The organism is Arthrobacter sp. P1_C12_2 (genome assembly GCF_056406415.1).
On the sequence record NZ_JBFUAF010000024.1, the window covers coordinates 27,707 to 42,782 of the forward strand.

Genomic DNA, 15,076 nt, shown 5'->3' on the forward strand with positions numbered 1-15,076 from the left:
GGAATGTTCCCCGCACCACGTCAGAGAATCTTTTTAGGGGCGGGTCTCCGGTCCCGAACAGCCGAAAAGCGGCCGTGAAGATGCTCCGGGGGATGTTCACCATGGCACCCAGCCAGAATGACCATCACGTAGCGCTCCGTTGCGCCGTCGGCGTCTTCGTTCCCCTGATTACACTCCTGCTGCTGGGCCGCCTGGACGTGGCCGTCTTCGCCTCCTTCGGTGCCTTCACCGGGATCTACGGCCGGAACGAGCCGCACGCCCGGCGGTTCGTCATCCAGCTGCGGGCCGGCCTGCTCATGATGCTCGTGCTGTTCTTGGCCGCCCTGATGGCCCGCGCCCACGAGGATTTCGCGCTCAGCGCCGCGGACACCACGTGGCTCCAGGTCCTGGCCACCACCGTGGTGGCAGGCGTCTGTTCGTTGATCGTTGCGTGGTGGCGCCTCCGCCCGGCAGGCTCGCTCATCCACATCTTTGCCTTCGCGGCCATCGCGTCCATCCCGAACCAGCCGCCGCTGTGGCAAGGCATGCTCGTGGCGGCGCTCACCGTCGCACTCTCGCTGCTGATCGGAATATCCTCCCGCGTAACCCGAAGCCACCGGACGCCGTGGGTCAGGCCGAAGCTCCCGCGGCTGGCGCCGGACGAAAAACGGGCTGCCCGGCTTGAGGCCGTCGGCTACATCGTTGTGGCCGGCGTGGCTGGGACCCTGGGGACCCTGGCCGGTAAATGGCTCGGCTTCGGCCACAATTACTGGGCCATGGTAGCGGCGGTTGTCCCGCTGGCAGGACATTCCACCCGGCACCGGGTCAGCCGGGGGGTGCAGCGCATCATGGGCACGTCCCTGGGACTGGTGCTGCTGGCCGGGATCTTGTGGCTGCGGCCTGCCCCGTGGCAGACCGTGCTGGTGATTGCGGCCTGCCAGTTCGGCGCCGAAATGTTCTTCGTGCGCCAGTACATGCTGGCGCAGGTCTTCGTCACGCCGCTGGCGCTAGCCTCCACGCTGCTGGTGGCGCCCTCCTCGCCCGCATTCCTGCTGCGGGACCGGATCGTGGAGACCGTCATCGGTGCCGCCGTCGGCGTCGCCGGCGTGCTGGCCCCGACAGCGGGGCGCCGCCTGCGTGCCCGGCAGCCTACGTTTTAGTCGAACCGGGCTTGGAACGGCCCCTCCGGTTTGCACCTGCCGGCCCCGTTGTAGCCCAGGGCCGTCTTGTGGTCGGTCGCGTTTGACGCGTTCGGCCGCCATGCGACGAGGGTGCGGATCAGCTGCATCGGTGTTGGGTGGCGGACTTGCCCAAAGCACTTTGTTCAGCGCACTCCTAGAGCATCCGGTCCAGCCTTAGGAGTGTCTGCGGCGTGTGCCAGAGGACATTTTTCATCCACTGGCTTCCGAGTCCCCAGCCTTCGAGTACCTGAATCTGGTGGCTGTAGGAGTAGGGAATCGAAGGAAAATCCGTGCCGAAGACGACTTTGTGTGACAGCCCGGCAAGGGTGTCCTGGTATCCGGACGGGATTGGGGCGACCTGTTCCATATAGGAGGTCCCGACCATGGTGGTGTCGAGGTAGACGTGAGGATTGTTTGCGGCAAGGTCGGCGTACTCCTGGTACTCCGGCAGCCCTGCGTGCGCGATGATGAGCACCAACGAGGGGTACCTTTTGACGAGTTCGCGTATGGGTTCGGGTCCGGTGTATTCCCCGGGGTGCGGACCGTTGCCGCAGTGGATGACGACCGGTGTACCGGAGTTCTGGATGAGCTCCCAGGCGGGTGCAAGCTGACGGTCCAAGGGTGAAAATCCTCCCACCTGGATGTGCACCTTGAAGATTCGGGCGCCTTGATTCAAGCTGTCCGCGACGACGGTTTCCACGCCTGGCTCTGGGTAGAAAGTGGCAGAGTGGATGGCGTCAGCATGGCGCGAGGCGAACGCTGCTGAGTAGTCGTTGAGCCACTGCGCCATGCCGGGGCGGTGCGCATAGTTCAGCGTGGAGAATGCCTTCACTCCGATATCCCGCAGCGTTCGCACCCGTTCCTCTTCGGAGTGCCGGTAGGTGATGGGCCACGGGGCAGCGCCGCTGTCCGCAACGCGGTCAAAGAACGCCCACACCTTCTCGAGCACCTGGGAAGGCATGAAATGCACATGCAGATCAATGATTCCCGGCAAACCCAGCGAGTCGAGGTACGGGCGGACCTCCGCGTCTGAACGCGGTACAGGTGCTACAGCCAAGACGAACCTCCTGCGCAGGCGTGACAGAGCCATTGCCCTGCTAACTATATGTAGAGAGCCACCGCTATTTTGGGCGACATGCTGAGATTCTGCTTATCGGAGTCAGCTGCTCCTGGCCGGCCGGCCCCTATGCGTAACGCTTCATAACCGTAGCCGTTCGGGGTCCTAGGGAAGTTAAAGCTAAGCAGTGGGCGCAGTCGCCTGCTCGTTTGATGGCACGGTAGACGGTTGAACGCGCTACCGTGAAGAGTTCGGCAAGTTTCACCGTGGTGTGCGTCCCTGCCCGGTGGACGGAGACCAGATGTGTCGGCGGCGGCGGTTCACGGCGTCGGAAACTGCCACGCCGATGAGGGGAAGAACGGCCCCCATAGCGGCAACGAAGGCCGGAAGGAGAAAGCCCAAGTTTGCCAGGACCGCCAAGGCTCCGATGCCGGCGAGATCAGATGGTTGGCGGTGGCCCAGTACCCGTCGAATAAAAAAGCCCCGGCCGGCAAGGAAAAGAGCCGGCCCACCAAAAAGAAACAGGACCGTGGCCAGATCGGGGCGGGCGGTCGGATCAGTGATCACGAGCTGATCACCAACCGCCACCAGGATCAGGCCCGCCAGTAACACCACCAAGGTGTTGCCCGCCAAAATACCGGGCCGGAACTGATCGTCGACAGAAGCAAGCTTCTCCAGAACCTCCTCCTCGAGGCCGTGGAAGTAGCACCACCAGATCGCGACGCTTCCGGCCAAACTTACGGTCCCGGTCAGAAGTATCAAGGGGTCCTCCAGATTGCCCGCTATCGCCAGGCCGGTTGAAAAGATTGTCTCGCCGAGCGCGATCAGGTAGAACAACCCGAACCGCTCAAAGATCCTCTCTCCCGGGAGCGGGACCCGGCTTCCTTCGGTCTTCCGGCCCGGCAACCGGTGCGCCAGCATGTGGCCGCCCAGATCGATCGCGGCAGCGACACCCCAGAGCATCAACCGGGGCCCCGGACCGACGAAGGCGCCGGCAATCCAAAACGGCGCGCTCATACACCCCCAGATCAGCGTGCGCACGAAATGGTTGTGGGTGGTCCGGTCAAGTCCGACAGTGAGGATCCACGCACCTCGGCCCAGTTGGACCAGGAGATAGGTCGCAGCAAAGAGCCAGCCGAAGGCGCCAAACGCCGAGCCGATTGAGGCGTTCATGAACAGTGTGACAAGCATGACGACCAGCAGCATCCACTGCACCTCAAGCCGCGAAGTGTCCAGCAACGTCGCCGTCCAGGTGGTGTACACCCACACCTTATAGACCGCAAGAAGAAGCACAAATGTCTCTCCGGCTCCCACCCATGAGGGATTCTCCAGCAAATAATGGGACAGCTGCGATAGCGCGAAGACAAAGACCAGATCGAAGAATAGCTCAAGGCCCGTAACCCGGTCTCCAGAGGTCGCGGAACGCATCAGCGACCTGGCACGGAACATCACTATCCTCCACTGGACTAGGAGCGGACGGACGCCCCTTCCTGTTGTCGAAAAGACTGTCGACGGTCAGCAGAGAAGTCAAGGGGGAACTCGCCGGAGAGGTGGAGTCGGACCTCTGAACGCTCGGGAGTGTCCGTTTAACGGTGGACCCGGGGTTGGCATTTAGTTGATTCTTCCTTCGAAGGTGATGGCGAAGGCGTTCAGTGCCGGCTTCCACTGTGAGGCCCATTGTGCCCTGCCTTGGCCGGTCGGGTCCGGTGCACGGGTCGCCAGGTCGAGGCATTTGAGGGCTGCCTGCTCGGTGGGGAAATGGCCCCTGGCCCTGACCGCGCGCACGGGAGTTCCCGCTCCCGCGACCGGACACCTCGTGTTTGCCGTAGCCGAGGTGCTCGTCCATCTCCGCTTCCAGGGCGGTCTCCAGGACGTTTTTCGTGAGCCGGTTCAACAGCCCGCCCGGGCCGACGAGCTCGATTCCCTGCTCCCTGGCCTGTGCCAGGAGCTGCTGCGCCAACTCTTGCTGATCCATTTCAGTCGCCATGGGTTCCATGGTTTCGCTCATGATCAGTCCTCCCCGCCAGGCATCCCCCGGAGTGTCAGGCCAACCCCGAATCCACAGTTATTCAGACACTCCCTCCTCGCCCAGGTCGTCGTGCTGGATGCTACGAAAGGCGCGATGGAGGAAGAATGTGGACAAAAGTAGGTGTTGACGATGTCAACACTTTTGGCTGCGGATTGGGTGGTAGAGCCTGCGGATTGCCTCCGTTTCCGTATGTTTTCGCGGGTTCCCAGTGTTTGTAAGGGCTGGAATGCAGTTCGAGTCCCACCTCGGGCACAGTGTTTCCGCAGGTCAGAGGCTTTTTGTCTTTTTACTGTTGACAAAGCTTGACAGTTCCGATTAATTGTTCCTTCGCCAGCCCGCCTTGGAAACTAGTCGGGTCGCAGTTTGGCGCACAGTTCTGCGCCTCCAGCCGGGAGCAAGCTGGTGCCGTATACGCCGTGCTGTCCGTCGAGGGTGATATCAGCGGTGTGCAAAGATAATTCTCGTCCCCACCTCAGCCTTCGTTCTCAAGTCCCACAGCAAGGTCGTGTTTGCAGCACCAAGACGACGACCGGCTGCGTAGCAATCGTCATCGCGCTTGGCCATCAAGCAGTCTGGGTGTCCAGGCTGGAGATAGTCGTAGGCGAGGTAACTCCACGGGACAATTATTGGAAACATTAGTGAGTCGAGTTGTGAGGAGGGGCAGTGGCGGCTGAAGATTCAGGCGGCGCCCGGGGCGCGTCCGTATCTGGCGATGTTGGAAAAGTGTCTGATGCTGTCCTTGCCGTGGATGGGGTTGATGGCAGCGCCGTGAGCGCAGGTCAGACCGCGGCAGGAGCCAAGTCAGGGTCAAGTACCTACGCCACTGGGGGCGGAGGAGTGTCCCTCGCGCACCGCATCGCAGCCATCTACCTCGCCAGCATCCTGACCGGCGAACGTAGAACGGAAGCATCAGAGCTTCCTGTCTCCCGAGTCTCGTTTCAGACTGGACCGGCTCACCCCGTTGATGACCTCCTTCTCGAGTGCTCCGACGGCACAACCGAGGCCACCGTGGCGGTCGCCTGCCGAGCGACCCCGAACTTCGTTCAAAGCGACGACCAGACGGTGAAGCTCGTCGGCTCCCTCCTCGACGAGCTAGCGAAGTTCGATACAGACACCCACCAAGTCGCGGTGGCAGTCGCAGGCTGGACCAACCAGTGGCAGCACCTCGCCGCCGTATGTGACATCGCGCGCAGCAACGCCGACGCGGCCGCGTTCAAAGCATCCCTTGACGTCGACAAGCGATGGCTGAAGAAGGTACGCGACCGCTTCGACCAGTTCCTCCTGATGGTCAACCTCGCCACTGGGGAGTCAAAGAGCGAAGCCGATGTCCTCCAACTCTCTTTCAAACTCCTGTCTCGCCTCCACATCCTCGGATTCGCGGTGCAAAGCCCCGACGAGAGCGACCGCACGGCCGTCGCAACCGCACTCGACCCTGTGGCAGCAGCCGGAGTCAATGGCATCGCTATCAGGAATCGACTCGAAGTCGAAGCTACCCGCTACGACGCTACCGGGGCCGTCGTTGACTTGAACCTCCTCCGGCGAGACCTTCATGCGCTCCTCAAAGCCGCAGTGACCCGCAGTACGCAAGCTTGGGAAGTGCTCGCCGAGCACCGCAAAGTCGCCGCCGCCAGCGTCCGGACCACCCTTGGAGGAGAATCCACGACCTCCCTGCCACTCGAAATCACGTTCGCCGACCGCCGCGACAACCTCACCACTGCAATTCGCAAGGCCGGCACCGAGACCGCAGCGCTCATCGTGTCCGGCGAATCTGGCACTGGCAAGAGCGCACTAACCCTCTCCGCCATCGCACAACTTGAGGCGGATGACCCCACCGGGTTTGAGGCTCTCGTCGTTAACTTCCGCGCTCTTCCGCAAACGACCATGGAGTTCCGCGCAGCCGTAGGCGCATCCATGGCCAACGTGCTTGCCGAACTTTCCGCCCCTGCCCGGGTGCTCGTCATCGACGGGGCCGATGCCGCGTTCGAACGCTCAGCGAGTCTCCTCATCGACCTCGTCCTCGCAGCAGAACAGGCGGGCGTTGGCGTTATCGCGGTCACTGCAGACACCGCACGGGAGTTCGTCAGCGAACAGATGCGTCTTGGGTTCGACAAGGCGGTCTCGTCCTTCACGATGCAGCCGCTCGGCAACGCCGACATCGAAGTGGTTGCAGAACACTTCCCTCTGCTCCGCACCATCTTGCGTGACCTGCCCACGGCGTCGCTGCTACGACGCCTGGTCGTACTCGACCTCTTGGCCCGCACCGGCATCGAACTCAAGGGTTCCATGAACGAGTGGGACTGCCTCGACCTCATCTGGCACAAAGTCGTCCGCGGAGAAGGTAACCCAGGAGCGGGCTCCTCCGAGGCACGCGAGCAGACCCTCCTTTCCGTCGCAGCCGCAACGCTCAATCTGCCGACCGACCGGCAACCAGTCGCCGTTCTCGACTACACAGCAGTTGATGCATTGCGCCGCGACCACCTCCTAACCCCGGCCAACCCGTACCTGAGCCGTCCCGAGTTCGCCCACGACGAAGTGCGTCGCTATGCCACCGCGATACTCTTGGTTCGCGCCCAGAACCTGACCGACACCCTTCGGGCTGCTGGGAGTCCCCGATGGGCGCTCTCGGCCGCCACGCTCGCCTGCAAGGGTCAACTCCTCGCATCGGGAGCCAGTGCGCCCCAAGTGTTCGCCCGCATGGTCCAAGAGTTCGACACCTTCGCCAGCCAGTACGGACCACGCTGGTCGGATCTGTCCGTCGAAGCTCTCCTCGATACCCCCAACGCTTACGAGTGCCTGAAGGCCGAACTGGACAACCAGTCGTCACTCGTTCACCTCGACGACGTCGTTCGTATCGTCGAACAACGCCACCGCACCAACGGCTTGCCAGACCCCGTCATCTCCACACCAGTCGTCCAAATCCTTCTCGACAGCCCCGAACCCTGGCAGATATCAAAGTCATCGTTCGAACTCCTCGCCGGCTGGCTACAATCACTCGCACTGCTCAACGTGCCCGCCGGCAATCAACTCCGCATTAGGCTGCGGGACCGCCTCATCACCTACTGGAACTCGTTCCTGCCACACGAGTCGGCCGGGAACGATGACACGGATGACCGGTTCGCAGAGCTGGGTTTCGGGCCGCGCCGCAGACGGCGGCATGAGCTCCCATATGAGGTCACTAATGATGAATACATCGAGTGCCTGGCACTTCTCGGGCCAGACATCGACGCCCGGGTCGAGCAATGCATGCTCACGATCGCCGATGACGCCCCTGCCTTCCTTGCACCCGCCGCAGACTCGCCCGTGAGCGCACGGGCGATCGCCCTGCACGACCCTGACCTACTGGCCAAACTGATGGAGGCTTACTACATCGACGACGAGGACAACGGCTGGCATCTCGAAGAGGGCGTACGCGACCACCAAGGCCGATGGAAAGGCTTCCCCCCACCGTTCTGCGAGTACTACTACGGCGGCTTTTGGGCCCTGTTCAACCTCGGGTCATACAAGACCTCGGCCCGAGTCCTTAACAACATCCTCAACCATGGCGCCCGCATCCGTGTCCGTACCCTCGCCGACCTGAACGTGGACCCATTCGACGTAGCCCTAGACCACGGCCCCGAGGATGAACGCGAGACAGGAGCGGAACTCAACCTTGACGGCACCCCCCGCCTCTTCATGGGCGACACCCACGTGTGGAGTTGGTATCGCGGAACCTCCGTAGGGCCGTATTCCGGGATGAGCGCACTCCTCGCCATGGAACGCGTCGCCGAAGGATGGCTCGCCGCCGGAGTCACGCCAGCGCGCGTCGTCAACGTCCTCCTTGAAGGCTGCGAGAACCTCTCCGTTCCCGGCATGTTGTTCGGCCTCCTTACCCGCCACATCGATAAGGTCACCAACGAACTCGACCCATTCCTCGCCGAACCAATCGTGTGGAACCTCGAGTTCGCACGAGTAACCGGCGAGTACAGCGGCCTCCGTGCTCGCACCGACGACCTCAAACACCAAGAACGACGCAACTGGTCACCGCGCGAAGTGTGCGCCACGCTCATGACCAGCGGAGACGAGGACCGCGCCCGCGCGCTCAAAGCCGTCGGTGACCTCCTCATCGCTAACGGAGATCGTCTCGGCGTCCCCGAAGAGCTCACGAAGAACTGGGCCGCGAGTCTCGACGCCGACCAATACGAGGTCACCCAGGAAGGCGACCAGCTATACCTTCAGGTCAATCCGCCGGAGGAGCTAGAGGCCGCGCAGGCCTTGCACACGGTCTATCAGGAGCAGATCAACACCGGCATGCGGCTCCAGAACCGCTACTGGGGTTCGGCAAAACACGACGCCGACTACATGCCACCCACCTCAGCAGAGATCGCCGCCGACCTCGCCGCAGCGCGCGAACTCCTCGATGCAGACAACGACATCATGCCGACACAGCCGCTCAACGCCGTCGCACACGTCATCCGGGTCGCTGTTCAACGTGCCGCCGCCGGCGAACTCGAAGCCCTCGGCAACGAAACCGAGTTCGTAGCCCAACTCGTGCTCGACATAGCTCTCTCCTTCAAAGCCTCGAGCGACCAGCGAGGCGAAGGTCAATACTTCGATCTTGGTGCCGACCGCGCGGTTGCCAACGCCCTGCCGGCATTCCTGACGCCCGCTCTGGCTGACCTTCTCCCTCCCATTGGAGCAACCAGAGCCGATGTCGGCGAAGCCGGAATGGCCATCGCCTGCAAAGCACCACTCGAAACCAGGCTTTATCTAGCCCGTGGGTGCGATATCGTCTGGGCCACGCCCTGCCACGACGACCCATGCATTCATGAGACCGTCCTCGGCTGGCTTGTAGAAACAGTCCGTGGAGCCGAAATCGGTGAATGGGATATGCACGCTCAGCGCCGCTCGCATGTCTACATCGACGGTGACATCCCGACACGCCTTCAAGAGCTCGACGCCACCTCAATCGACCTCAGCATGCTGGACGCGTCAATAAGAGGCCTCGGTGCAGCAGCGGCAACTAGGCACTGCTGCACCTCCAAAGCCGCGCAGCTTCTCGCTCTCTTCCTCGACGTCCAACGCCGTACGGTGGTAACTCATAGGGACAAAGGATGGAGCGCCGACCACCGCGGGACTCACGCCATGGTCGCAGCCCGCGCACTCCTCGACGACTTCGCCACCAGCCAAGACGTTCAGCCCGTCCTCAAGCATCTCGATGTCCTCAGCTCAGAAGCAAGCCTCTTGTCGGGATTCCTCCACGGCCTCGCGGCAGTTGGTGCTGAGAACCACGGGCGAGCCCAAGCAGCGCGTGACCTCTGGCCCGCAGTCCTTGACCACGCCCTCACATACGCGAATCATGATCCTAGTCCCTACCGCGATAACCACTGGGGTGCTTGGGCAGCCGCCGCGCTCCTGCCCGAACCGCTCTCCTGGACCCAAGGCCTGTACAACGAACTCGCTGGGCCACCCATCGAATGGGTCAAGGCCGAAGACCTTCTCGGTTTCATCGACCAGTGGGTCTCGCTGGGCCGCGGCGAAACCAAGTGCGTTGACGCACTCATCCGCATCCTTCGCAAACTCCCGTTGGCCGAACAGGTCACCCGCGGCCTCACCTGGATCACCGAACTCTGTACCCGGGACGGCGAGGTTGTCGTCAACCAGACCTGGTTCTCGAACGACTGGCTCAAGGAAATTCGCAGCACAGCCGAAGAACTCAACGGACTTGAGGAGTGGCAGAAGCTCGTCGACGCCATGGTGGTAGCCGGAAACGAAGGTCTGGCCCCTTACAGTCGATAGAAAACGCTGGCACAAAGTAGTTGCTCGACTCTGTAACTTGGGTTCCGAGGCCTTTCCTGAAGTCAGTGTCCAACGCTCCCGCGTAGCTGCATCCCAGGAGTATGGGGCCATGCAACCGGCCTGCAGCTCATCTGCATGGAAGGGATCTCCAGCCTCATGCTGATCACATGCGCCGAGTGCTAGGGACTCCTCGGGATTCGGAACGGTCGGTTGGTTCGTTGCGGACCTTGCAACCATTGAACGGGTGGTCGGGCTCTACGCAAGGGAAAATGTTGCTTGGCTTTTTCTCGAAGAGGAGGCCGTGGCCGACTTGCTAGGCACCGACCTCTTGGCGGCAAACGCTCGTGAATAGGGCAGATGACCTTGAAACAGTAGGTGCGCCGTCGAGGATCTCAGCCCCGACGCCAGCAGTCGACTGCGTCGACAAGTTTTCACCTGACGGGTCCGCGGACGTCCTCGGGAGAGCACTCGGAGCAACCTGCCATATCGTCACAGTCGGTGCCCTAGTGCAAATGAAAGCGACGACCGCGAACTCCAGAACCCTTGGTCATGGCATTGTGCCCCGGCGACGCGCTCACCTCGTTGCATAAGCACATTACAGTGCGGTGATTGCGGCGGCGCTATGAAGGGGACAGTCAGCAGCAGTCGGCTGACTTCCCTCCGTACGGAGCAGTGGTCGAACTCTGCTTTTCCCGTCTGATCGGTGGTGCAACAAGACAAAGGGGCGTAGCCGGGCCGTAATGCAGGAAAACGGGCAAGAAGGAAGGTGTTGACGACGTCAACACCTTTCGCCCCAGACAGTCTCGTACAGCACCCGAACTGCTCCGGATTCCATATGTTTCCGGGTGTCCCCAGTGTTTTCAAGGCCGGGAATGCAGTTCGAGTCCCACCTCGGGCATAGCATTCCCCCTCGTCAGAGGGGGTTTTTGCTTTAACGTGTGTACATTGACCCTGCTCGGGTCCCTCTGACGCTTGTGCGGCGCTGGTGCCTGGCTGCCGCGGTGGCCTGTTCGGTTGTGTGGGTGGCGGGGTCAGAGCCCCTGGCTAGTGGGCCCTCCGCCTGCTGGGGTGTGGGGTCATTCGGGTCTACTTTCTGGCTGGTCCTGGTGGACGTGGTTGGCCTTGTACCTATTCATGCGCTGCGGTTGTGGTGATGACATGATCTACGGGGATTTTCTTGAAGATTTTTGTCCGGATTCCTTGTTTGCTGGAGTCTGGGGGAGAGGTGGGTGCCGCTTTGTCGGGCCAAAGGCGGTGTGTACATTGTCCACACCCGTACACGGGCCCCGAGCCGTCCTCGGTTGGGCCAGCGCAGCGGACCTGTTTGCTGCCCAGCAGGCCGGCGCAGCGTTCCCATGACCGCTGTGCAATAGCACTCATTGCGGGTTCCTGTTTGAGCCCGTTACAGCCCCCCCGCGCACCAGCCGCACCCGCAATCCATTGCCCAAAACCCACATTGAATGTCAAGAGCTCAACGGGGGTTGTTCTATTTGGGTATACGTCAACCGGACGCCAGGTGGGGGCCAGGAATCACGTCAGGCTAGGGTTGCATACCGTATTTGTTGACGCCCGCAATTGGGGATACCAGAGCTCAACCTGACACGCGACAGATGCGCTGTTATCGTCGTTCGGTCTCCATGTGCACTGCTGCTCGCCCTGCTAACCCGTGAAACCCCGGGCTAACGGACGGCGGACTGGCTACGACTCACGCAAAGGTGACCGGGTGACCATCTACAAGACCCCGATCGGATGGGGCGACGCCGATCACGCTGCCGGCAGGCCGCTCGATCCGCAGGGTCGGTTCATCTTGACCGAGGTCGATGACACATACGTTCGCGTCAAGTGGGTAGCGAGCAGTCCGGCCCTGGCGATATGAAGGTCAAGGGCAGCGACATTGAGATGGACGCGGGCGATATTTCCGACCACGAGTACAGTTCTCCGACTGATCGCCTATCGGACGTCGCGCTAAATACTGGCGAGTCGGAGTGACATTGCCCTGTCGATCTCTGCGACTTTCTGAATTTTCTCGGCAGTTGTTGCTTCGTATTGAATGGCGGCGTCACCTGTCCGCGTTGTTGTGAGGTCCACCAGCGGTGCGGCGGGCGCTGTGTGTGACAGCGGATATCTTTCGCTGCAGCTCAATCCGCGAGTACTCTGTTTCCAACCGAGGGCAATGGTCGCGCTCATGCGCGGCTTAGCGGACGGAGTGGGGGATGGCACGGATGCGAATCGCGTCGCTGAACGTGGAGAACCTCTTCGAGCGACCGAAAGCGATGGCGGGTCAAATGCAACCCGGCGGCAACCCAATTCTCGCTGCTCACGCGAGGATCAACGCGCTTTTCCAAGAGGACGGCTACACGTCGGCGGTCAAAATTGAGATCCTCCAGCTTCTGGACTTACTCGGTCTGACGGCCTCCGATTCCGCGTCTTTCGCCGTCCTCCGACAAATACGCGACCGGCTTGTTACGCGTCACCGCGCCACAGCCAATCATCCGGCGAGCATCGAGGTCGTCGCGGATGGCCGAGGCGACTGGATTGGCTGGGTTGACCTGGTCAAGGAAAGAGTGGACGAGCTCGCCATGACCCACACCGCGAAGGTGATCGAGGACGTGGATGCTGACATCATCGCGGTCGTCGAGGCAGAGAGCCGGATCGCTTTGAAGCATTTCACGGATGCGGGCGTGGTCACCAGTCAGGGTGGACCCGCCTACCCGCACGTCATGGTCATCGACGGCAACGACGACCGCGGGATCGACGTCGGGTTCATGACGAAACCGACGCACTCGATCCTTGCGGTTCATCCGCATGTCGATGACCAGGATGCCGGTGGTCGCCTGATCTTCGGGCGCGACTGCCCTGAATACACGGTGCAGCTCGCGTCCGGCACGAGAATTGTCGTGCTCGTCAACCATTTCAAAAGCAAAGGGTATGGACTGCAATCGGACAATGACGCGAAGCGGCGTCGACAGGCAACTAGGGTCGCGGAGATCTACGGTGCACTCCGTGCAAGGGGCGAGGAGAACGTCGTGGTCCTCGGGGATCTCAACGACACCCCTCCCAGTGATCCGCTGAAGCCGCTCCTGCAGGACACAGATCTGCGCGACATCGCGACCCACCCTACGTTTTCCAGCGACGGTCGGCCGGGGACCTATGCGAATGGAACGGCCAGCCAGAAGATCGACTATGTGCTGTTGTCACCGGCGCTGTACTCCCGCGTCACGGGACGCGCGATCTTCCGGAAAGGCGTCTGGGGTGGAAAGAACGGCACGCTTTTCCCGCATTACCCGACTATGACCTCGTCGGTCCATGCGGGATCGGATCATGCGGCGATCTACGCGGACGTTGAACTCGACTGAGCGGAGCAGATTGCAACACGCATCCATCGCCTCATTGCAGACCCACACCGCAGCGGATATCTTCCTCTGAGGCAATGAATGGTGCTACGCGGAGGTTTTCTATGACCCTTTTATGATGCCTGTAAGCAAGGAGGGTCTGCAGCTCGCGGACGATGGCGCGGGCTGTGTAGCGTTTCAGGACACGTTTGATTTCCCGATAGGTGCGGGCTTCACCGATCCGGCGTGCTGCGTAGAGTCTGGTTGTCTCGTCGTGGACCACGAGGATTTTCACGATGATGTCCAGGGCCATGATTGGCTGCCGGTCACCGTGGCGGTTCAGCCGGTGCCTCACGGTGTTTCCGGAGGATGCGGACAGCGGGGAAACGCCGGCAAGGGCTGCGAAGGCGGCTTCGGAGAGTATCCGGCCGTGGTGCGAGTACGCGCAGGGGATGACCGCCGCGGTGACCGGCCCAATGCCCGGGCGCGTCAGGAATCCCGGAAGGAAACGCCGAGGATCTCGGCTACGCCGACCAGGGTGACGGCGGCAGGAGTCTGGCGGCTTCGCTATGTTTCGGGGGAGAAACCGACCTGCTGACCGGCGTCCGACCCAACCTTGATGTCATTGCCGGCGGACCCCATCTCGACGATGCCGCGGCATTCCTTCGAGCCAAAGCCCAGAAGGATCGTGACGCTGCGCAGCTGGCCCTGGCCAAACTGCTTGCCAGCGTTGCGGGGGAGTACGATCTGGTTCTGCTGGACTGCCCTCCGGGAAATGAACCGCTGCAGGCAGCCGCGGTCGCTGCCGCCCGTTACGCGCTGGTACCGCTGAAGACAGATATGTCCAGCCGTAAGGGTGTAGCCGCCGTCGCGGCACGCATGGATAGCGTCGTCGGCCTCAATCCATCTCTGGACCTGCTGGGCGTCGTTCTCGTCGGTACCGGCACGAATTCCAAGCAGGTTCACAAGGTCACGCGCGACCACCTCACCGCCGATTTTGGCACAGATGAAGCGGTGTTCCCGATGAGCATCCGCCATGCGGAGGCCACGGCCCAGGCGTGCCGTGAGCGTGGATTGTTGGCCCACGAGCTCGAGCGGGAGCTCAGCAAGGGACCGAAATGGTGGGAGGTCCTGCGTGGTGAAGCGAAGGCCGGCAATGCCGGGCCGAAGTCGGCTTCCAGCGTGGCCGAAGACCTCCACGCAGTCGCCATGGAAGTGACCCGTCGCATCGCCGTCGCTGAATCCCAGGAGGTCAACGCGTGAGCGCCGAACCGACACCCGGCCGCCCCGCACTCGGGTTGCCCCCGCGGCGCACGGCAGTGCCGGCCGCCGAGGCGCCGCTGGCACGGATGCTCCCCGGACACCGGCCGGAGACACCAAAGAAGGCAGAACCCAAAGAAACCGATACAGCGAATATGACGGTCAGTATCCCCGCCGCGCTGCGGAACCGGGCGCGGGCCGCGTACCGGGCGACTAGCTACGCCGAAGGGGATAACACTTGGAGTCACTTCGTTGCGAAAGCGATCGAGGTAGAGACGGCCCCCCGCGAAGCCGAACACAACGAGGGCGTGATGTACCCGTCTTGGGGCGAGAAACTCCCCGGTGGCCGGCGGCTCAAGGACAGTTGAAGGGCAGCCTCGGCGCCCCGGTGGATCGGAAAGCAAGCGGCTTTGACCGACGCCTTAGCCGCTCACAGTTCCGTGCTCTGCAATAAGGAACGCTG

Annotated in this window: 8 protein-coding genes and 4 pseudogenes; 7 read left to right on the top strand and 5 right to left on the bottom strand. The window is 62.1% G+C overall.

Features of this window, described 5'->3' with window-relative positions:
* The first annotated feature begins 92 nt into the window (after positions 1 to 92).
* Positions 93 to 1,139, top strand: a complete 1,047-nt coding sequence (locus AC1DZQ_RS20135; RefSeq protein ID WP_476965190.1) for an FUSC family protein — start codon at positions 93 to 95, stop codon at positions 1,137 to 1,139.
* Positions 1,140 to 1,314: 175 nt separating this feature from the next.
* Here AC1DZQ_RS20135 and AC1DZQ_RS20140 read toward each other — a convergent pair whose 3' ends face one another.
* From AC1DZQ_RS20140 to AC1DZQ_RS20155, 4 genes and pseudogenes are all read right to left on the bottom strand, one after another.
* A complete protein-coding gene (locus AC1DZQ_RS20140) occupies positions 1,315 to 2,217 on the bottom strand; it encodes an amidohydrolase family protein (protein WP_476965167.1) in 903 nt (300 codons plus the stop codon).
* Positions 2,218 to 2,478: 261 nt separating this feature from the next.
* Positions 2,479 to 3,666, bottom strand: a complete 1,188-nt coding sequence (locus tag AC1DZQ_RS20145) for a low temperature requirement protein A (RefSeq protein ID WP_476965168.1) — start codon at positions 3,664 to 3,666, stop codon at positions 2,479 to 2,481.
* Positions 3,667 to 3,828: 162 nt separating this feature from the next.
* Positions 3,829 to 3,999: pseudogene (locus AC1DZQ_RS20150) on the bottom strand (IS256 family transposase); the annotation flags it as partial.
* Position 4,000: 1 nt separating this feature from the next.
* Positions 4,001 to 4,225: pseudogene (locus tag AC1DZQ_RS20155) on the bottom strand (transposase); the annotation flags it as partial.
* 744 nt (positions 4,226 to 4,969) lie between these two features.
* Between AC1DZQ_RS20155 and AC1DZQ_RS20160 the strand changes: the two are divergent.
* From AC1DZQ_RS20160 to AC1DZQ_RS20170, 3 genes are all read left to right on the top strand, one after another.
* Positions 4,970 to 10,021 (top strand): hypothetical protein, encoded by a 5,052-nt coding sequence (locus tag AC1DZQ_RS20160; RefSeq protein ID WP_476965169.1) that lies wholly within the window; start codon positions 4,970 to 4,972, stop codon positions 10,019 to 10,021.
* A gap of 1,723 nt (positions 10,022 to 11,744) precedes the next feature.
* On the top strand, positions 11,745 to 11,897 hold the full coding sequence (locus AC1DZQ_RS20165; RefSeq protein ID WP_476965170.1) for a hypothetical protein: 153 nt from the start codon (positions 11,745 to 11,747) through the stop codon (positions 11,895 to 11,897).
* A 337-nt stretch (positions 11,898 to 12,234) separates the two neighbouring features.
* On the top strand, positions 12,235 to 13,377 hold the full coding sequence (locus AC1DZQ_RS20170) for an endonuclease/exonuclease/phosphatase family protein (RefSeq protein WP_476965171.1): 1,143 nt from the start codon (positions 12,235 to 12,237) through the stop codon (positions 13,375 to 13,377).
* A 217-nt stretch (positions 13,378 to 13,594) separates the two neighbouring features.
* Here AC1DZQ_RS20170 and AC1DZQ_RS20175 read toward each other — a convergent pair.
* Positions 13,595 to 13,834, bottom strand: a pseudogene (locus AC1DZQ_RS20175) (transposase); the annotation flags it as partial.
* A gap of 143 nt (positions 13,835 to 13,977) precedes the next feature.
* On the opposite strand from AC1DZQ_RS20175, the pseudogene AC1DZQ_RS20180 reads away from it, so the two are divergent.
* From AC1DZQ_RS20180 to AC1DZQ_RS20190, 3 genes and pseudogenes are all read left to right on the top strand, one after another.
* A pseudogene (locus tag AC1DZQ_RS20180) lies at positions 13,978 to 14,202 on the top strand (AAA family ATPase); the annotation flags it as partial.
* A 174-nt stretch (positions 14,203 to 14,376) separates the two neighbouring features.
* Complete coding sequence (locus tag AC1DZQ_RS20185) at positions 14,377 to 14,616, top strand: hypothetical protein (protein ID WP_476965172.1); 240 nt, start codon at positions 14,377 to 14,379, stop codon at positions 14,614 to 14,616.
* Positions 14,613 to 14,981: a hypothetical protein gene (locus AC1DZQ_RS20190; protein WP_476965173.1), complete on the top strand. Its 369-nt coding sequence runs from the start codon at positions 14,613 to 14,615 to the stop codon at positions 14,979 to 14,981. The genes AC1DZQ_RS20185 and AC1DZQ_RS20190 overlap by 4 nt, the downstream gene beginning before the upstream one ends.
* Positions 14,982 to 15,076 lie beyond the last annotated feature (95 nt).

Coding starts and splice junctions, on each gene's coding strand:
- AC1DZQ_RS20170 (WP_476965171.1), top strand. CDS start 12,235: ATGGCACGGATGCGAATCGCGTCGCTGAACGTGGAGAACCTCTTCGAG.
- AC1DZQ_RS20145 (WP_476965168.1), bottom strand. CDS start 3,666: ATGTTCCGTGCCAGGTCGCTGATGCGTTCCGCGACCTCTGGAGACCGG.
- AC1DZQ_RS20185 (WP_476965172.1), top strand. CDS start 14,377: ATGAGCATCCGCCATGCGGAGGCCACGGCCCAGGCGTGCCGTGAGCGT.
- AC1DZQ_RS20135 (WP_476965190.1), top strand. CDS start 93: ATGTTCACCATGGCACCCAGCCAGAATGACCATCACGTAGCGCTCCGT.